This window comes from Streptomyces sp. A0642, assembly GCF_004795105.1.
In the GTDB taxonomy this organism is placed as follows: domain Bacteria; phylum Actinomycetota; class Actinomycetes; order Streptomycetales; family Streptomycetaceae; genus Streptomyces.
The window spans coordinates 44,753-62,681 of the sequence record NZ_SSBL01000010.1 but is presented as its reverse complement, the minus strand read 5'-3'; the positions used below and the strand labels follow the sequence as shown (position 1 = coordinate 62,681).

16 protein-coding genes are annotated in these 17,929 nt (G+C 70.8%); 12 read left to right on the top strand and 4 right to left on the bottom strand.

Annotated features, from left to right (window positions below):
* The first annotated feature begins 4 nt into the window (after positions 1-4).
* From E6R60_RS19125 to E6R60_RS19115, 3 genes are read left to right on the top strand one after another with little or no spacing between them, the layout of a single operon-like run.
* Positions 5-736 carry a response regulator gene (locus E6R60_RS19125; protein WP_136327809.1) on the top strand — a complete coding sequence of 244 codons (732 nt, stop codon included), beginning with the start codon at positions 5-7 and terminating at the stop codon, positions 734-736.
* 47 nt (positions 737-783) lie between these two features.
* The gene (locus E6R60_RS19120) at positions 784-1,200 is read left to right on the top strand and encodes an OB-fold nucleic acid binding domain-containing protein (protein ID WP_136327808.1); all 417 of its coding nucleotides are present in this window, start codon (positions 784-786) and stop codon (positions 1,198-1,200) included.
* A 3-nt stretch (positions 1,201-1,203) separates the two neighbouring features.
* Complete coding sequence (locus E6R60_RS19115; protein ID WP_136327807.1) at positions 1,204-1,959, top strand: DUF3159 domain-containing protein; 756 nt, start codon at positions 1,204-1,206, stop codon at positions 1,957-1,959.
* Between the two features lie 116 nt (positions 1,960-2,075).
* Here E6R60_RS19115 and E6R60_RS19110 read toward each other — a convergent pair whose 3' ends face one another.
* A complete protein-coding gene (locus E6R60_RS19110; protein WP_136327806.1) occupies positions 2,076-2,753 on the bottom strand; it encodes a TrkA family potassium uptake protein in 678 nt (225 codons plus the stop codon).
* On the bottom strand, positions 2,753-3,421 hold the full coding sequence (locus tag E6R60_RS19105) for a TrkA family potassium uptake protein (protein ID WP_114247122.1): 669 nt from the start codon (positions 3,419-3,421) through the stop codon (positions 2,753-2,755). Before E6R60_RS19105 ends, E6R60_RS19110 begins: the two co-directional genes overlap by 1 nt.
* Before the next feature lie 365 nt (positions 3,422-3,786).
* On the opposite strand from E6R60_RS19105, the gene E6R60_RS19100 reads away from it, so the two are divergent.
* The 6 genes from E6R60_RS19100 (at position 3,787) to E6R60_RS19075 (ending at position 11,567) form a co-directional block, all read left to right on the top strand.
* The gene (locus tag E6R60_RS19100) at positions 3,787-5,835 is read left to right on the top strand and encodes an APC family permease (RefSeq protein ID WP_136327805.1); all 2,049 of its coding nucleotides are present in this window, start codon (positions 3,787-3,789) and stop codon (positions 5,833-5,835) included.
* 132 nt (positions 5,836-5,967) lie between these two features.
* On the top strand, positions 5,968-7,311 hold the full coding sequence (locus E6R60_RS19095) for a TRAM domain-containing protein (protein WP_136327804.1): 1,344 nt from the start codon (positions 5,968-5,970) through the stop codon (positions 7,309-7,311).
* Between the two features lie 388 nt (positions 7,312-7,699).
* Complete coding sequence (locus E6R60_RS19090) at positions 7,700-7,915, top strand: hypothetical protein (protein WP_206309454.1); 216 nt, start codon at positions 7,700-7,702, stop codon at positions 7,913-7,915.
* Between the two features lie 257 nt (positions 7,916-8,172).
* Complete coding sequence (locus E6R60_RS19085) at positions 8,173-9,036, top strand: hypothetical protein (RefSeq protein WP_136327803.1); 864 nt, start codon at positions 8,173-8,175, stop codon at positions 9,034-9,036.
* A 399-nt stretch (positions 9,037-9,435) separates the two neighbouring features.
* The gene (locus E6R60_RS19080) at positions 9,436-10,299 is read left to right on the top strand and encodes an inositol monophosphatase family protein (RefSeq protein WP_136327802.1); all 864 of its coding nucleotides are present in this window, start codon (positions 9,436-9,438) and stop codon (positions 10,297-10,299) included.
* Positions 10,296-11,567, top strand: coding sequence for a hypothetical protein (locus E6R60_RS19075; RefSeq protein WP_136327801.1), 1,272 nt, complete (start codon positions 10,296-10,298; stop codon positions 11,565-11,567). The genes E6R60_RS19080 and E6R60_RS19075 overlap by 4 nt, the downstream gene beginning before the upstream one ends.
* 239 nt (positions 11,568-11,806) lie before the next feature.
* Here the strand turns inward: E6R60_RS19075 and E6R60_RS19070 are convergent, their stop codons facing one another.
* Both E6R60_RS19070 and E6R60_RS19065 read right to left on the bottom strand, forming a co-directional pair.
* Positions 11,807-12,484 carry an NUDIX domain-containing protein gene (locus E6R60_RS19070; protein WP_136327800.1) on the bottom strand — a complete coding sequence of 226 codons (678 nt, stop codon included), beginning with the start codon at positions 12,482-12,484 and terminating at the stop codon, positions 11,807-11,809.
* Positions 12,481-12,864, bottom strand: a complete 384-nt coding sequence (locus E6R60_RS19065) for a DUF4406 domain-containing protein (protein ID WP_168713643.1) — start codon at positions 12,862-12,864, stop codon at positions 12,481-12,483. The genes E6R60_RS19070 and E6R60_RS19065 overlap by 4 nt, the downstream gene beginning before the upstream one ends.
* Before the next feature lie 49 nt (positions 12,865-12,913).
* On the opposite strand from E6R60_RS19065, the gene E6R60_RS19060 reads away from it, so the two are divergent.
* The 3 genes from E6R60_RS19060 to E6R60_RS19050 all read left to right on the top strand — a co-directional run bounded on the left by E6R60_RS19060 (position 12,914) and on the right by E6R60_RS19050 (position 17,889).
* The gene (locus E6R60_RS19060; RefSeq protein WP_136327799.1) at positions 12,914-13,672 is read left to right on the top strand and encodes a DeoR/GlpR family DNA-binding transcription regulator; all 759 of its coding nucleotides are present in this window, start codon (positions 12,914-12,916) and stop codon (positions 13,670-13,672) included.
* A 529-nt stretch (positions 13,673-14,201) separates the two neighbouring features.
* Complete coding sequence (locus E6R60_RS19055) at positions 14,202-16,952, top strand: LuxR family transcriptional regulator (protein ID WP_136327798.1); 2,751 nt, start codon at positions 14,202-14,204, stop codon at positions 16,950-16,952.
* A 103-nt stretch (positions 16,953-17,055) separates the two neighbouring features.
* Positions 17,056-17,889, top strand: coding sequence for an alpha/beta hydrolase (locus E6R60_RS19050; protein WP_136327797.1), 834 nt, complete (start codon positions 17,056-17,058; stop codon positions 17,887-17,889).
* Positions 17,890-17,929 lie beyond the last annotated feature (40 nt).

The following is a 17,929-nucleotide window of genomic DNA, read 5'->3' as shown; positions in this document are numbered from 1 at the left end:
CGCGATGACCCGGGTGCTTGTGGTCGACGACGAGCCGCAGATCGTACGCGCCCTCGTGATCAACCTGAAGGCGCGCAAGTACGAGGTGGACGCCGCGCCCGACGGGGCCACCGCGCTCCAGCTCGCCGCCGCACGCCACCCCGACGTCGTCGTCCTCGACCTCGGCCTGCCCGACATGGACGGCGTCGAGGTGATCAGAGGGCTGCGCGGCTGGACCCGGGTACCCATCCTGGTGCTCTCGGCCCGGCACACCTCCGACGAGAAGGTCGAGGCCCTGGACGCGGGGGCCGACGACTACGTCACCAAGCCGTTCGGCATGGACGAGCTGCTGGCCCGGCTGCGCGCCGCGGTACGCCGGGCCGAGCCCGTCGGTCAGGACGGCGGCGACGCGGTCGTGCTCGTGGAGACCGAGGGCTTCACCGTCGACCTCGCGGCGAAGAAGGTCCACCGCGAGGGACGCGACGTACGGCTCACCCCCACCGAGTGGCATCTGCTGGAGGTCCTCGTCCGCAACAGCGGCCGGCTGGTCAGCCAGAAGCAGCTGCTCCAGGAGGTCTGGGGGCCCTCCTACGGCACCGAGACCAACTACCTGCGGGTCTACATGGCCCAGCTGAGGCGCAAGCTGGAGGCCGACCCCTCGCACCCCCGGCACTTCGTCACCGAACCCGGGATGGGCTATCGCTTCGAGCCGGCTCGCAGGCCCGCCGACGGAGCCGCGCCTCATCCGTTCGAGTGAGACGGCGGCCACCGTCCAGGACCTCCGGAGACCGGTACCCTTCGGGTATGAGTGCTGTTCCTCGATTCGAGAAGTCCCCGAAGGCCGATCGGCCGTCCGGGCGCTTCCGGCGGATGCTCGACCGGCTCTCCAGCTCCCAGGAGGACCTGGAGTGCGAAGAGCTGGAGGAGGACTCGCAGGCGTCCGGATGCACCCGGATCTCCGAGTGCACCGACCGCCAGATCGTGAAGGTCACTGGTACCTTGCGGACGGTCACCCTGCGACCGCGCGCCGGAGTGCCCGCCCTCGAGGCGGAGCTCTTCGACGGCACCGCGCCGCTCGACGTGGTCTGGCTCGGCCGCCGCTCCATCGTGGGCATCGAACCGGGCCGTAAGCTCATCGCCTCCGGCCGCATCTCCATGAGCCACGGGCGCCGGGTGCTGTTCAACCCCAAATACGAACTCCGACCGCTCGGCAAGGAGTAGCCGGTGACGTCTCTCGACAAGCCGACGTCCGAAACGGACCGCACCACCGACCAGCAGCAGGCCGACGCGAAGGCGGTCACCGAGGCCGCGCTCTTCGAGGCCTTCGGTGGCATCCGGGGCATGGTGGAGACGGTCCTGCCCGGACTGCTCTTCGTCACGATCTTCACCATCGACAAGAACCTCACGAACTCGGCCATCGCGGCCGTGGCTGTGTCGCTGGTGCTCGTGGCCGTCCGGCTGATCCGCAAGGACACCGTCAAGCACGCCTTCAGCGGCGTCTTCGGGGTGGCCTTCGGCGTCGTCTTCGCGAAGATGACCGGCAACGCCAAGGACTTCTACCTCCCGGGCATGATCTACACGCTCGGCCTGGCCCTCGCCTACCTGATCAGTACGCTCGCGGGGCTCCCGCTGATCGGCCTCATCCTGGGCCCGGTGTTCAAGGAGAACCTCTCCTGGCGCACGCGGAACCCCGGCCGGAAGAAGGCCTACGCCAAGGCCAGCTACGCCTGGGGACTGATCCTGCTCGCCAAGTGCGCGATCCTCTTCCCGCTGTACTGGTGGGCCGACACCACCCAGTTCGGCTGGGTCCTGATCGCTCTCAAGATCCCGCCGTTCCTGCTGGCGGTCTACCTCACCTGGGTCTTCCTCGCCAAGGCGCCGCCGCCCATCGACGTCTTCGCCGAGATGGAGGCGGAGGAGCAGGCGGAGAAGGCCCGTAAGGCCGCCGCCGCCGAAGCGGCCCGCAGCCAGGACTTCTGAGCAGGACCCCTGAGCAGCCTCTGAGCAGGAAAACCTCAGCAGGACTTCTTCGAGCAACGAGAGGGGCCCGTCACCGCCACCGGCGGTAACGGGCCCCTCTCGCTCACGTCCGCTGCTCAGCTCTCCGGGTCGCCCTGGCGCACCGACAGCAGATCCTCCAACTGCTCCTCACGCGCCTGGGCGGCCACGAACAGCAGCTCGTCCCCGGCCTCCAGGGTCTCCTCGACGCTCGGCGTCAGCACGCGCTGCCCGCGGATGATCGTCACCAGCGAGGTGTCCTCCGGCCAGGCGACCTCCCCCACCGGCGTGCCCGCCAGCGCCGACTCCGGCGGCAGAGTCAGCTCGACCAGGTTCGCGTCGCCGTGGCTGAAGCGCAGGAGCCGGACCAGATCGCCGACACTCACCGCCTCCTCGACCAGCGCCGACATCAGACGCGGCGTGGACACTGCCACATCGACACCCCAGGACTCGTTGAACAGCCACTCGTTCTTCGGGTTGTTCACCCGGGCGACGACGCGCGGCACGCCGTACTCGGTCTTGGCGAGCAGCGAGACGACCAAATTCACCTTGTCGTCGCCGGTCGCCGCGATCACGACGTTGCAGCGCTGCAGCGCCGCCTCGTCCAGCGAGGTGATCTCGCAGGCGTCCGCCAGCAGCCACTCGGCCATCGGCACCCGCTCCACCGAGATGGCGGTCGGCGCCTTGTCCACGAGCAGCACCTCGTGCCCGTTCTCCAGCAGCTCGCCCGCGATGGAACGGCCCACCGCGCCGGCCCCGGCAATCGCGACACGCATCAGTGACCGCCCTCCTCGGGGCCCTCGGCGAAGGCCGCCTCGACCTTCGCGATCTCGTCCGTACGCATCATCACGTGGACGAGGTCGCCCTCCTGCAGCACCGTCTGCGAGGACGGCAGTATGGCTTCGCCCAACCGGGTGAGGAAGGCCACGCGCACGCCCGTCTCCTCCTGCAGGGTGCTGATCTTGTGGCCGATCCAGGACGGCGTGGTGTGCACCTCCGCGAGCTGCACCCCTCCGCTCGGATCGCGCCACAGCGGCTCCGCGCCCGAAGGCAGCAGGCGGCGCAGCATCTGGTCGGCGGTCCAGCGCACGGTGGCGACCGTGGGGATGCCCAGACGCTGGTACACCTCGGCACGCCGGGGGTCGTAGATCCTGGCCGCGACGTTCTCGATGCCGAACATCTCGCGCGCCACGCGGGCGGCGATGATGTTGGAGTTGTCGCCGCTGCTCACCGCGGCGAACGCGCCCGCTTCCTCGATACCCGCCTCGCGAAGGGTGTCCTGGTCGAACCCGACGCCCGTGACGCGACGGCCGCCGAAGCCGGATCCGAGGCGCCGGAACGCCGTGGGGTCCCGGTCGATGACGGCGACCGTGTGCCCCTGCTGCTCCAGGGTCTGCGCGAGAGCGGCCCCCACTCGCCCGCAGCCCATGATGACGATGTGCACCTTGCGCCTACCTCGCAGTCCTGGTCGTCCGGCTGACCTGCGAAAACACCCTGCTCACACTCATTCCTCGGCTGGCCGGGCAAACAATGGGGCAACGGTTCCTCCCGTTGCCCAGGACGAGCTTAAGCGGCGCCGGGTGCGTTGCCTCATTCGAGTGTGCTCATGCCGGGGGCACTGTGGCAAAGGCGACGTCCCGCGAAGTGCCCGGGCCGCCTTTCGGACATCGTCCCGAGGGGCTTCCGGACGGGGGCGGTGCAAGGATTCCGTTAAGGATTTCGTGGCTTTTCCCGCCAGGAGCAGGAGATTGCGCGGCCACGGGGGTGGTGGGTGGGTGGGGCGCGTACGGAACCCTTACGATCCTCAGCGTGTCCAAACTGACCGACGTGCCCAAACGGATCCTGATCGGCAGGGCCCTGCGCAGCGACAAACTGGGGGAGACGCTCCTCCCCAAGCGCATCGCCCTCCCCGTCTTCGCATCCGACCCGCTGTCCTCGGTGGCGTACGCGCCCGGAGAAGTCCTCCTGGTGCTCTCCATCGCGGGCGTGTCGGCCTACCACTTCAGCCCGTGGATCGCGGTCGCCGTCGTGGTCCTGATGTTCACCGTGGTCGCCTCGTACCGGCAGAACGTGCACGCGTACCCGAGCGGTGGCGGCGACTACGAGGTGGCCACGACCAACCTCGGCCCCAAGGCCGGCCTGACCGTGGCCAGCGCGCTGCTGGTCGACTACGTGCTGACCGTCGCGGTGTCCATCGCCTCCGGGGTGGAGAACCTCGGCTCCGCGGTGCCCTTCGTCGTCGAGCACAAGACGTCCTGCGCCATCGCCGCCATCGTGCTGCTGACGCTGATGAACCTGCGCGGCGTCAAGGAGTCCGGCAAGCTCTTCGCCATTCCCACCTACCTCTTCGTGGCCGGCGTCTTCATCATGATCGCGTGGGGCGCCTTCCGCGGACTCGTCCTCGGCGACACCATGCACGCCCCGACCTCCGGCTACACGATCAAGGCCGAACACGGCGGCCTCGCGGGCTTCGCCCTCGTCTTCCTTCTGCTGCGCGCGTTCTCCTCCGGCTGTGCGGCCCTGACCGGTGTCGAGGCCATCAGCAACGGCGTCCCGGCCTTCCGCAAGCCCAAGAGCAAGAACGCCGCGACGACCCTCGCGATGATGGGCCTGCTGGCCGTCACCATGTTCTGCGGCATCATCGGGCTGGCCATGGCCACCGACGTCAAGATGGCCGAGAACCCGGCCCAGGACCTGATCAACCACGGCACCCCGGTCGGTTCGTCCTTCGTGCAGGACCCGGTGATCTCCCAGGTCGCGGCCGCCGTGTTCGGCGACGGCACGTTCTTCTTCGTGATCCTCGCCGCGGCCACCGCCCTCGTCCTCTTCCTGGCCGCCAACACCGCGTACAACGGCTTCCCGCTGCTCGGCTCGATCCTGGCGCAGGACCGCTACCTGCCCCGCCAGCTCCACACCCGCGGCGACCGGCTCGCCTTCTCCAACGGCATCGTGCTGCTGGCCGGCGCGGCGATCCTGCTGGTCTGGATCTACGGAGCCGACTCGACCCGGCTGATCCAGCTGTACATCGTCGGCGTGTTCGTCTCGTTCACGCTCAGCCAGACCGGCATGGTCCGGCACTGGAACCGGCACCTGCGCGCCGAGAAGGACCCGGCCAAGCGCCGCCACATGATCCGCTCCCGCGCGATCAACACCTTCGGCGCGTTCTTCACCGGTCTGGTGCTCGTCGTCGTCCTCGCCACCAAGTTCACCCACGGCGCCTGGGTCGCACTGCTCGGCATGGTCATCTTCTACGGCACGATGACCGCGATCCGTAAGCACTACGACCGGGTCGCCGAGGAGATCGCCGCCGACGAGACGCCGTCCGACGAGAGCGTCCGCCCCTCCCGGGTCCACTCGATCGTCCTGGTCTCCAAGCTCCACCGCCCCACCCTGCGCGCCCTCGCGTACGCGAAGCTGATCCGCACGGACCACCTGGAGGCGCTGTCCATCAGCGTCGACCCGGCCGAGACGAAGGCGCTCAAGGAGGACTGGGAGCGGCGCGGCATCAACGTACCGCTGAAGATCCTCGACTCGCCCTACCGCGAGGTGACCCGCCCGGTCATCGAGTACGTCAAGGGCCTGCGCCGGGAGAGCCCGCGCGACGTCGTCAGCGTCTACATCCCGGAGTACGTCGTCGGCCACTGGTACGAGCACCTGCTCCACAACCAGAGCGCCCTCAGGCTCAAGGGCCGGCTGCTCTTCACGCCGGGGGTGATGGTCACCTCGGTCCCGTACCAGCTGGAGTCCTCCGAGGCGGCCAAGAAGCGGGCGCGCAAGCGGGCGGAGTGGAGCGCCCCCGGCGCCGTGCGACGCGGTCCCGTGGAGCGCAGGACGAAGGAGCATACGCACAAGAGCTGAGCGCGGGGGCTGACGCCCCGTAGCGGTTCCTGCGGTATCCGTTCCTGGTAAGCGGCCGGACGACACCCACGTAGACTCGTAGGTTGTTGTCCGGCCGTTCGCCGTCCCCCTGATCTCTGGAGCCCTCCCCGCATGCAGAACGAATCCACTCCGCCGCAGACCGGGGAATCGCTCGTGGGGCGGGAGTACGAGGTGGAGGTCGGCCCGGTCGCCCACGGCGGCCACTGCATCGCCCGCACCTCCGAGGGCCAGGTCCTTTTCGTACGCCACACCCTGCCCGGCGAGAAGGTCGTCGCGAAGGTCACCGACGGCGCCTCGGACTCCCGCTTCCTGCGCGCCGACGCCGTACGGATCATCGAGGGGTCCAAGGACCGGGTGAAGGCCCCGTGCCCGTTCGCCGGCCCCGGCAAGTGCGGCGGCTGCGACTGGCAGCACGCCAAGCCGGGCGCCCAGCGCCGGCTCAAGGGCGAAGTGATCGCCGAGCAGCTCCAGCGCCTCGCGGGCCTCACCCCGGAGGAGGCGGGCTGGGACGGCACCGTCATGCCGGCCGAGGGCGACAAGCTCCCGCCGGGCGAGGTCCCCGCCTGGCGCACCCGCGTCCAGTACGCGATCGACGAGGACGGCCGCGTCGGCCTGCGCAAGCACCGCTCGCACGACGTCGAGATCATCGACCAGTGCATGATCGCCGCCCCCGGCGTCACCGAACTCGGCATCGAGAAGCAGGACTGGCCCCAGATGGCCACGGTGGAGGCCATCGCCGCCACCGGCTCCAGCGACCGCCAGGTCATCCTCACCCCGCGCGAGGGCGGCCGCCTCCCCCTGGTCGAACTCGACAAGCCCGTGTCGGTCCTGCGCGTCGACGAACGCGACGGCGGGGTGCACCGCGTCCACGGCCGCGGCTTCGTCCGCGAACGCGCCGACGACCGCACCTACCGCGTCGGCTCCGGCGGTTTCTGGCAGGTCCACCCGCAGGCGGCGGACACCCTCGTCCGCGCCGTCATGCAGGGCCTGCTGCCCCGCAAGAACGACACGGCGCTCGACCTCTACTGCGGCGTCGGCCTCTTCGCCGGCGCCATCGGCCAGCGCATCGGCGAGAAGGGCGCGGTGCTCGGCATCGAGTCCGGCAAGCGTGCGGTGGAGGACGCCCGCCACAACCTCAAGGACCTGGAGCGGGTCCGCATCGAGCACGGCAAGGTCGACCAGGTCCTGCCCCGCACGGGCATCACCGAGTGCGACCTGATCGTCCTGGACCCGCCGCGCGCGGGCGCCGGCAAGCAGGTCGTCAAGCGCCTGGCGGGCCTCGGGGCACGCAAGATCGCGTACGTGGCGTGCGACCCGGCGGCGCTGGCGCGCGACCTGGCGTACTTCGCGGAGGGCGGCTACAAGGTGCGGACGCTGCGGGCGTTCGACCTGTTCCCGATGACGCATCACGTGGAGTGCGTGGCGATTCTGGAGCCGGTGAAGAAGGACGACTGACCTGCGGGTGTGCGGCTCGAGGGGGCGCTCGACCTGTTTTCCTGCGGGGAGCGGGTCGGCAGGCGCGCCGGTGGTCCGAACTCGCCCGACCTGTGGGTACAAGTTGTGGCGAGGATCGTACGAGTGATGGTGACGACGGGGTATGCAGGCCAGCTCGCGGCCCGGGCTCCAGGCAAACCGCTGGGCCATGGCCTCCCGCACCGGCTGTGCGACTCGGGTGTCCATCTGCAACAGGGAAGCGATGGCGGAGTACGTGGTGTACCCGTTCGAGGAGGGGCGCCGGCTTAGCCGCCACTCCTTCCAGTGCCCGGTCCGCCTCACGCGTCCAGGGCTACGAGGCGGTGTCTTCGTTCACCGGCCGAACCCCGACCCCGGCCGCCAGGAGCGGGTGGTCCACCCTCGGGGCACCTTCGTCTACCGGCTGGCAGGCCGCGACCGCCAGGCCTCCGCGTTGTACTACACCCCGAAGTGCCTGACCGAGGTCACCGTCGAGCTGGCCCTCAAGCACCGCCTCGACCAGCACGACACCGTCACCCCGGCCAGGGAGCTCCTGGAGTGGAAGATCTGCGAGCCCGCACTCGGCGCCGGGGCCTTGTTCTCGTAGGCCACCTTGGGCCACCTCTCGCGCGTACCCGCCCCGCCGTACCGCTTCTGACTCCGACGCACCGGCACGTCCGGCGACCAGTGAGCCGCTATCGAACGGGCGGCTGCGATGTCTCAGCGTACGGGTGGCGAGGCTAGCGAGTCGCGGAGTTCGCTCTCACGGGTGTGGACGCCGGCCTTCTTGCCGGCGCCTCAACGCCAGCCCCGGAATGACCGAATGGAGGGGTTCGGGTCACCCCTCTGGAGTACGTTCTCGGCATGGCTACAGGAAGAATGATGGAGAACCCGGAGTCGCGCTTCTCCGCTCTCCTGCTCGGTGCGGCAAGACTTCCGGGCGTGCGCGTCGACAGGGAGGCGTACCTCCGGACGGCGTTGGCCCGCCACTGCTCGGAGTACGAAGTCCGCATGGCGATAGCGGAGAGCCCCGCGGCGGCCGGAATCCCCCTGGACGTGCTGGACAGGGTGGCCAACGAGTCCATCCGCTACGAGACCGCCAAGGTGAGCGCCCTCTCCGCAGCCGCCGGATTCCCCGGGGTCCTGGCCCTCCCCGCGACCGTGCCGGCCGATCTCGCCCAGTACATCGGCCACATGCTGCGCATCTCGCAGAAGCTCGCCTACCTCTACAGCTGGCCCAATCTGTTCTCCGAGGATGGCGACGACGAACTCGACGACGCCACCAAGGGAGTTCTCACCCTCTTCTTCGGAGTGATGTTCGGGACCCATTCCGCGAACGCCGCCGTGGGGAAGGTGGCGAAGGCGATGTCCGAGCAGGTCATCAAGAAGCTGCCGCAGAAGGCGCTGACCCAGGGCGTCGTCTATCCCGTTGTGAAGAAGGTCGCCGCATACCTCGGTGTCGAGATGACGAAGCAGACCTTCGCGAAGTCCGTCTCCAAGGCCATCCCCGTCGTCGGGGCCGCCGTGTCCGGCACGCTCACCTTCGCGACCTTCCGCCCCATGGCGAGGCGTCTCAAGACCCACCTCTCCGGTCTGGATCTCGCCCAGCCGGCCCCTCAGGTCATCCCGGGGGAGGTCGTACAGGACGAGGCTTCCCCGGCCGAGGAGCAGGCGAAGATTCCTCGGCCGGGCCGTGACTGGCGCATCGTGAAGCGTCGACAGCCATGAGGCGGGCGGCAGGGGTGTGCAAGTGGGCGTATCCGACTCGGTCTGCCCCGTCGGGGCCCGTCGGTCGCTGCTTCGGCGCTCGGGTCTTGAGTCCCGGAATGCGAGCGCCGTATGGACGGCCTCTGCCCGCCTGCCGCACGACGGTGCCCCTGCGGAATCACCCGCAGGGGCACCCCTGGACCAGATCGACCGCGACGCCCCGGCGCTCGTCGGCGGCATCCGCGACCTGATGGGTGCCCCCTGAGCCGTCGTCCGTGTACTCGTGGGCGCAACGCGCATCTCTCGAACGCACGCGGGGGAGTGGCCTCTTCCTGAGGGAGGTGCCTTGTGGCAGGGTTCGAGTGCTGCCGGACTGATCGTCAGTTCGCCCCTGGGTAAGGCACGGAGGCCAAGGACTACATGTCGCCCATCCAATCTCTCTGGTCCACATTGGAGGAGCAACTCCTGCCGGTCTTCGCGGATTACAGGTCACGGCTGGCCGACCTGCCCGTCGAGGTCAAGGACGACCGGACCCTCCTCACGCAGGCTGATATCGCGGTACAGGAATTGGTCGTGGCGGCGATCCGCGCCTTCGATGGCCCGGACGCCGTGGTGATCGCCGAGGAGGACGAGCAGTCGGGGGCCCGCACGGAAGTCCTCGCCTCCAGCGGGCGCGTCTGGGTGGTGGACCCCATCGACGGCACCGCTGAGTTCGTCCGGGGGGAGAGCGTGGAGTTCTGCTCGGTCGTGTGCCTCCTGGAGGAATGGCAGCCCAGCGCGGCCTTCATCCTCGCTCCTGAGCTCGGCAGCGGACGTACACCGGTCTCGGTAACCGCCGACGCCCGGACGCGCCAGTTGTGGCTGAACGGCCACACGGTCGCGCCCGCCGGCCAAGCCGAGGCGGGCGGGCACCTGTCGGTGACCCGGAGCCGGGGCGAGGAGCGACCCGCCTTCGACGCAGCGGCGCGCCAGGCCGGTTACGCCCTCAAGACGAGGACCACCTCGCAGACGCTCGACATGCTGCGCACCGCTCTCGACCTCAGCGACCTGACGACGCCCGGACTGCCGCCCTTCGACCTGTTCTGGCGCAGGAACCAGAAGCTGTGGGACGGCGCCGCGGGACTGTGCCTCGCCGCCGCGGCCGGCCTGCGCAGTTGCGGTGAGGACGGCGAGCCGCTGACGCTGACCCGCGACTTCCTGGTGGAGCCGACTCCCACCTTCAGCTCCGACGTGACCGGACGACCCGAGACCGTCGACTGGTTCCTGAAGGCGGCCAGGTCATGAGAGAGCGGCAGGCGAACACCGACGTCGCGATCGACGTCACCTCGCTCATCAGCGCCGAGGAGTTCCTCCTCTCGCAGAATCGGCGCGAGGCGCCCGAGGACCCCTTCGCGCGACAGTGCTTCGTGGAGGTCGTCCAGTCCTTGATCTTCATGTCCGAGGTCTACGTGGCTCACCCCGTGCTGCACGCGCCGAGTGCGCAGGACTTCGGTGACCGCCCCTACCTGCTCCGTGCACTGGTCGACTCGGGGCTGCTGCGTCCGTTACACCTCGGCCCGGCTCAGCAGGAGGCCGCAGCCGCGCTCGAGGCCGCCGCCGTGCACGATCTGCAGACCGTGCACGGCCTCACCAGCATGGCCAGATTCGTCGAGCAGGCATTCGTCTGCGACACCGCCAGCGCGGGCGGCCAGGACGCCCTGTCGTCCCGTATACGGGACTGGAGCGCCTTCCAGGAGCGTCAGGTCCGTCGAGTCGCAGGGCACCACGACCAGCGCATATCGACGCGTGACGGCGTGGAGGAGGACGCGTTCGGTGAATGGGCCCGTGCGGCGGCGGTCCTGCTGGGCGAGGCGCTCAAGGGGATCGCCGCTCCCACCCAGGGCAACTACCTCATGGCCACGCTCGCGCGCGGCATGAAATACAGGGCCAGGGCCGAAGCCGCGGCCGTCTCCTACCAGTCGCATCCGATGCGCCGGGACTTCTCCCTGACCTTCGACATGACCCGTCAGGGCGCGGACGAGGGCCGGGTCCTCGACCTGATCCAGTCGGTGCGTGGCATCCACGCCACCCTCAGCCAGGCCGCGGGCCAGGACGACAGCCACCGGCTCCAACTCCTCCAACTCGAGCTGCCGCTGCTGGGCGGACGCCTGTGGACGCCGAACGAGGTCGGCAGACGCAGCGACCGGGACTGGATCAGGCTGGTGGCCACACGCATCCGGCAGTACCGCGACCGTGCCTCCGATCTGCGGGTGGCAGTGGAGCGTTGTGTCACCGACGAGGACTACGTCCGTCTCGCCCGCGACATCGAGGGCGTCAAACGCCAACTGTTGGAACGCCTCGGCCTGCGCCGGGTGGAGCTGTCGGCGATGGAACGCGAACTGGTCGGCACAGTGGCCTCGGTGGGTGAGGTCGCCACAGGGGTGCCGATGGTCAGCGGGCTCTGGTTCGGTGCGCGCACGCTCGGCAAGCAGTTTGCCTTCTCCGGTGCGCAACCTTTCCAGCGCTTCCTCTACCGGGAGTTCGTCGACGCGTGGAAACGCGCCGGACGGTAGGGCGGGTCACCTTCCCGGCTCTCTTCTGCGAGGGGCTCGCGCCGCCCAGGAGCCTGCTACTCCAGCACCGCCCATGACACCGGTGGCGCGAGCCGGCACGGCAATCTCCGTCCTCGCCGCGGCTGACGCCGATCCCTAACGGCCCCACCCCGGGCCGGCGCACCGGCGTTGCACGGTGCGCCCCACCGACCGGGCCCCGACGGCGTCATGGCTGATCCCTCGGAGCCCCCAGGCGGGTATCAGTGCACGGCCGCTACGGCGGCGAAGGGCCCGTCCAGGGCGGCCCATTGCAGGAGCAGGATGGTCTTGCCATCGGTGATGCGGCCGTCGCGGACCATGGCGAGGGCTTCGGTGAAGGGCAGTTCGAGCACTTCGATGTCCTCGCCTTCCTCCTCGACTCCGCCGCCTTCTCCGGTGCGGTCGGCCGGGGTGTAGGAGGCGGCGTAGAAGTGCAGGCGCTCGGTGACGGAGCCGGGGCTCATGTAGGCGTCGAGGACGTGGGTGAGAGGGCCCAGTGCGACGCCGAGCTCCTCGGCGCTCTCGCGCCGGATGGCGGCGAGCGGGTCGTCGCCGTCGAGCAGCCCGGCCGCGGCCTCGACGAGCATGCCGTCCGGATGGTCGTTGACGTAGGCCGGGTAGCGGAACTGGCGGGTGAGCAGCACGCGGCCGCGTTCGGCGTCGTAGGGCAGGACGACCGCGCCGTTTCCGCGGTCGTAGGTCTCGCGTTGCTGGGTGACCCAGCGGCCGTCCCTGCGCCGGTAGTCGAAGGTGGTGCGGCGCAGGACGTGCCAGCCCTGCGAGGTGAGTTCCACGTCGCGGACCACGACGTCGGGATTGCGCTCCAGGTCCCGGCCGGCTTGATCGAGACCGGTGCGGCCGCGGTGGTCGGGGATGTCGGTACCGGGGCCGGGGGTCATGCCGTCTCCTGCGGGGTGCGGTGCGGGATCTCGTCCACGTGGTGGTAGACGGGCAGGCCGCGGCGGCGGGCGGTGGCGACGTCCTGGTCGGCTCCGGTGGAGTCGCCCGGGAGCCGGAGCACCGCGTCGCAGCGGGCGAGCAGGCGATCGGCGGTCGGGTAGAGGACCTGGTCGGCGAGGGGATCGGTGGGGCCCGCACCCGCGGAGCGCAGGACGGGAAGGGCGACCCATTCCCCGATCATCGGGACGTGGCCGGCGGCGAAGACCGGCCAGGCCGCCGCTTCGAGGCGGGCGAGGTTGGCCGCCATGGCCTGCGGGTCGCCGTCCGTTCCCGAGCGGTACGGGCCGGCGATGAGGATGAGCATCGGCTTCTCGGTCATGGTGGGCTACGATACATGCAGAAACGTGCAACAACAGGAGGAAGTGCGGATGCTGGCTGCTGAGAGACGAGACCACCTGCTGGATCTGCTTGCTCGGGAGGGCAAGATCGTCGCCAAGGACGTCGCCGCCACCCTGGGTATCTCCGAGGACAGCGTGCGCCGCGACCTGCGCGACCTCGCCGCCGAAGGGCTGTGCCAGCGCGTCTACGGCGGAGCTCTGCCCGTCTCCCCGGCCCTCGTGGACTACGCCGCCCGGCGGACCGTCTCCCCGGACGGCAAGCGGCAGGTGGCCGCGGTCGCCGCCGCGCTCGTGCGGCCCGGCAGCGCCCTGATCCTGGACGGCGGCACCACCGCGCTCGCCGTCGCCCAGGCCCTCCCCCCGGACCTGGCCTGCACCGTGATCACCCACAGTCCGACGGTCGCGGTCGCACTGCTCGACCACCCCCGGGCCGAGGTCTTCCTCCTCGGCGGACGCCTCTTCAAGCACTCGGCGGTCACCTGCGGCGCCGCTGCCGTCGAGGCCGCCCTGAACGTCTCGGCCGAGCTCTGTCTCCTCGGCGTCACCGGCGTCCACCCCGAGGCCGGACTCACCACGGGGGACGCGGAGGAGGCGGCGATGAAACGTGCACTGGCCGCACGGGCCTCGGACACCTACATCCTCGCCTCGGCCGAGAAGATCGGCACCGCCTCCCGGTTCCGGGTCCTGCCCTGGGAGGGCATCAGCGGACTGATCACCGACGCCGACTCCGGCCACCCCGTCCTCGAACAACTCGCCGCGCACGGCGTGGAGATCCTGGCGGCCGGCTGACGGCCGGGGTGCGAAGCGGGCCGGTGTCTTGTCGAGGTCGGCTCGAGCGGCGTCGTCCACCTGGCCGTCCTGGCCAAGGGCTTCCGTCGGCCCGCACCTGAGACGACCTTCGACGACGGCACCGCGGTCATGGAAAACGTCACGGCTCAGCTCTCCTCCCGAGGCGAGGCGAGGCGAGAGAAGCGAGGAGGGCGGCACTGGTGACTCTGCTGCACTGCTGCCAGCCCCGGAGACCGTTGAGCCACCGTGAGGGGGTGCGCGACGGACTCGATGCTCCCCAGTACGCCGGCCGGTGCGGAGGGCCCGACGCCCCAGGACACGTAGGAAGGCCGTTCGGCCCGCGCTGATCCGGGCAGCACGGTTCGGCGGCCGCGGTCACTCCCGCCCAGGAGCGTGCATACCATTGCACGGACGGCGTCCGGACTCGGCCTCCGGACCGCCCGCCAGGGCAGATGCCGCCGGGGCGCCTGGTTCCGCGAGGACGCGGAGCCTTCGGGTGCTGGGAAGGCGCAGAGAAACGGAGTGAGCCATGCAACGGCGGGCGCTGCTGGGTCGCGAGCCGGAGCGTCGCGCGCTTGCCGCCCTGGTCGAGCAGGGGGCCACCGGGTCGGGCGGCGCGACGGTGATCATCGGCGCGCCGGGGATCGGGAAGTCGGCGCTGGTCACGGAGGCCGCTGCCGCGGCAGCGCGCGGCGGGACCCATGTGATCACTGCGGTGGGGGTCCAGTCGGAGGAGAACCTGCCCTATGCCGGCCTGCACCAGCTGGTTCACCAGCTGCGGGACCGGATCGACGGCCTGCCCGGGCGCCAGCGTACGGCGCTGCTCGCAGCCGTCGGGCTCGTCGACGAGGCCGTCCCCGACCTGTACCTCGTCGGCCTGGCCGCGCTGACTCTGCTGACGGACGCGGCAGCGGAGGCGCCGCTCCTGGTGGTCGTCGAGGACGCCCACTGGATGGACAGTGCCAGCCTCGACGTGCTCGGGTTCGTGGCGCGGCGGATCGAGTCCGATCCCCTCGTCCTGGTCGCCGTCACCCGTCGCCTCGACGACCGCCTCAGCAGCGCCGGCCTGCCGGTGCTGCACCTGGGTCCGCTGACGGACGAGGTGTCGGGCGAGGTGCTGGACGCGGTGGCCCCCGGCCTGGGACAGCAGGTCAGGCGGCGGCTGTTGGAGGAGTCCGCCGGGAACCCCCTGGCGCTGACCGAGCTGCCGGTCGCGCTGCAGGCGGTCGGCGGGGCGTACGCGCTCAACCCGGGCCCGCTGCCGCTGACCGCGCGGCTGGAGCGGACCTTCACGGCGCGGGTCTCCCGCCTCCCGGCCGACACCCGTGCGGTCCTGCTCCTGTCGGCCCTCAACGGTGACGGCACGATGGACGAATGCCTCGCCGCGGCGACCCGGATGCTCGGGACGGCGGTCGACGTCGCCGCTTTCGAGGCAGCGGTCGACGCGGGTCTGGTGGAAGCCCAGGGGCTGGCGTTCAGGCATCCGCTCGTCCGCTCGGCGATGTACCACGCCGCCACCGCCGCGGAACGACAAGCCGCACACGCCGCTCTGGCCGCCGCGCTCCAGGGGCAGCCGGATCGGCAGGCGTGGCACCGTGCCGCCGCCACCGCCGGTCTCGACGAACGGGTGGCACGGGATCTGGACTCCACCGCCGGCAGGGCCCTGCGGCGAGGCGGGGCCGCCGCGGCCCTTGCCGCGCTGAGGCGGGCGGCAGAGCTGACGAAGGACCCCTCCGCGCGGGCGGACCGGCTGCTCCGGGCGGCGGAACTCGCGCTGGAGTCGGGCCAAGGAGACGTCGCGGCGCATCTGCTGGCCCAGGCGCGCGCACTGGACCTCTCGGTCCGCGACCAAGGCCGCGCGGCCTGGGTCAGCATCGCTCTGGCCGAGGGGACGCGGGGCGAGGGCGCGGCGACCGCCGAGCTGGCCGAGCTGGCGGTCGAGATCGCCGCGGGGGGCGAGCCGACACTGGGGCTGCGCATGCTGTGGGGCGCGGTCCTGCAGTGCTTCTGGGGAGAGCCGGGACCGGCCGCCCGCGAGCGGGTCGCCGCCGCCGCCGACCGGATGCCCGTGCACGCCGACAACGCCGACCTGGTCGCCCTGCGGGCGTACTCGGCGCCGGTCGAGCGCGGGGGAGCGGTCATGGAAGACCTGGCGCGACAGCTGGAGCGCTCCTCGGAGAACGCGGAGGGGGACCAGCTCCTGGGCGGCGCCGCCGTGACGGTGGGCGCTCCCGCCCTGGCCAGCCGGCTGACGGCGAGGTCGCTGGACGCCCTGCGAGCGCAGGGCAGGCTGTCGATGCTGGCCCGCGCCCTCTGCGTCCAGGCGGGGAGCGCCGCACGGCTGGGCGACGTGCGCGCCGGTCTCCTCGCCGCGGAGGAGGCCGCGTCACTGGCCCGCGAGACCAGCCAGCCTCTCGTACACGCGATGGTGAACGCCATCCGCGCGCAACTGGCCGCCGTCAGCGGCGACCCCTCGGCGGAGGCGTGGGCGGCGGAAGCCGAGCGCGAGGCCCTTCCCAGCGGAGGGCGCCCGGCGCTGGCCATCCTGCAGACGGCCCGCGGGCAGGCGGCGCTCTGCGAGGGCCGCTACGGCGACGCGTTCGGCCACCTGCACCGCGTCTTCGACCCGGCTGACCCCGCGTTCCACCCCTGGCTGCGCTTCTACGCGGTCGCGGAGCTGGTCGAGGCGGCTGTCCGCAGCGAATCCGCGGAGGTGGCACGCGACGTCATGCGGGAGCTGACCCCGCTCGGGGAGATGACTTCTTCCCCCGCCCTGCTCTGCGGGTTGCGACTGGGCCGGGCCCTGCTGAGCCCGCAGGACGACGCGGAACCGCTCTACCGGGCGGCCCTCGACGCCGTCCCCACGGACTGGCCGTTCGAGCGGGCGCGGGCGCGCCTCGCCCTGGGCGAGTGGCTGCGGCGTCACCGGCGGCCCGCCGAGTCCCGCGTCCTCCTGCAGGCCGCCCGTGAGATCTTCGACGCCCTCGGCGCGTCGGCGTGGGCGGAGCGGGCACGGCAGGAGCTGCGCGCCGCGGGCGCGTCGTCCCCCCGCCAGGATCCGGCCGCCGTCGACCGGCTGACCTCGACCGAGCTGCATGTCGCCCAGCTCGCCGCCCAGGGTCTGACGAACCGGGAGATCGGCGAGCGGCTGTACGTCTCGCCGAGGACGGTGAGCACCCATCTCCAGCGGATGTTCCCCAAACTGGGTGTGACGTCCCGGGGCGAACTCGCCGCGGTGCTGGGGGGCACGATGACGTACCCCGAAGGCGCAGCATCATGACGTACGCCGAAGACGTCATCCGACGGACGCGGTGCACCCTGCTTGTTTCCTAGGTTCGTGCCATGCCCGGTTCACACGTCGTGGACGGGCGGGAGGGCACACCATGGGAACCATCACCGTCGGCGCCGAGGGCTCGACCGGCATCGAGCTCTACTACGAGGACCACGGCTCCGGGCAGCCGGTCGTCCTGATCCACGGGTACCCGCTGGACGGGCGGTCGTGGGAGAAGCAGACGGACGCGCTGGTCAAGGCCGGCTACCGCGTCATCATCTACGACCGCCGCGGCTTCGGCCGGTCGAGCAAGACCATGACGGGCTACGACTACGACACCTTCGCCGCCGACCTGGACACCGTACTGACGCAGCTGGACCTGCGTGACGTGGTTCTCGTCGGGTTCTCGATGGGCTCGGGCGAGGTGGCCCGCTACCTCGGCGTCCACGGCTCGCAGCGGGTGGCGAAGGCGGCGTTCCTCGGTTCGCTCCAGCCGTTCCTGCTCCAGACGCCGGACAACCCCGCCGGTGTGCCGCAGAGCCTCTTCGACGGCATCGCGGAGCAGGCGGAGGCCGACCGCTATGCCTGGTACGAGAACTTCTTCGTCGACTTCTTCAACTCCGACGAGACGCTCGGGTCGCGGCTCAGCGAGGCCGCGCTGCGGGCGAACTGGACCACCGCCATCGGCTCGGCGCCCATGGCGGCGTACGCGTGCGTCCCGGCGTGGCTGACGGACTTCCGGGCCGATGTGGAGCGCATCGACGTGCCCTCGCTGATCCTGCACGGGACCGCCGACCGCATCCTGCCGATCGACGCCACGGCCCGCGAGTTCCGCCGCCGCCTGCCCGATGCGCGGTACGTCGAGATCGACGGTGCTCCGCACGGGCTGCTGCTCACCCACGCAGCCGAGGTCAACGCCGCCCTCATCGACTTCCTCGAAGCCTGAAAGCCGGCGTTCTCCCATGGTGAAGGAGCACGTGTGCCCG

Bases quoted from the DNA above. Each gene is read 5' to 3' on its own strand.
- E6R60_RS19065 (WP_168713643.1), bottom strand. From the start codon at position 12,864: ATGACCGAGAAGCCGATGCTCATCCTCATCGCCGGCCCGTACCGCTCG.
- E6R60_RS19060 (WP_136327799.1), top strand. From the start codon at position 12,914: ATGCTGGCTGCTGAGAGACGAGACCACCTGCTGGATCTGCTTGCTCGG.
- E6R60_RS19120 (WP_136327808.1), top strand. From the start codon at position 784: ATGAGTGCTGTTCCTCGATTCGAGAAGTCCCCGAAGGCCGATCGGCCG.
- E6R60_RS19110 (WP_136327806.1), bottom strand. From the start codon at position 2,753: ATGCGTGTCGCGATTGCCGGGGCCGGCGCGGTGGGCCGTTCCATCGCG.
- E6R60_RS19050 (WP_136327797.1), top strand. From the start codon at position 17,056: ATGGGAACCATCACCGTCGGCGCCGAGGGCTCGACCGGCATCGAGCTC.
- E6R60_RS19055 (WP_136327798.1), top strand. From the start codon at position 14,202: ATGCAACGGCGGGCGCTGCTGGGTCGCGAGCCGGAGCGTCGCGCGCTT.
- E6R60_RS19075 (WP_136327801.1), top strand. From the start codon at position 10,296: ATGAGAGAGCGGCAGGCGAACACCGACGTCGCGATCGACGTCACCTCG.
- E6R60_RS19080 (WP_136327802.1), top strand. From the start codon at position 9,436: ATGTCGCCCATCCAATCTCTCTGGTCCACATTGGAGGAGCAACTCCTG.
- E6R60_RS19125 (WP_136327809.1), top strand. From the start codon at position 5: ATGACCCGGGTGCTTGTGGTCGACGACGAGCCGCAGATCGTACGCGCC.
- E6R60_RS19095 (WP_136327804.1), top strand. From the start codon at position 5,968: ATGCAGAACGAATCCACTCCGCCGCAGACCGGGGAATCGCTCGTGGGG.
- E6R60_RS19085 (WP_136327803.1), top strand. From the start codon at position 8,173: ATGGCTACAGGAAGAATGATGGAGAACCCGGAGTCGCGCTTCTCCGCT.
- E6R60_RS19070 (WP_136327800.1), bottom strand. From the start codon at position 12,484: ATGACCCCCGGCCCCGGTACCGACATCCCCGACCACCGCGGCCGCACC.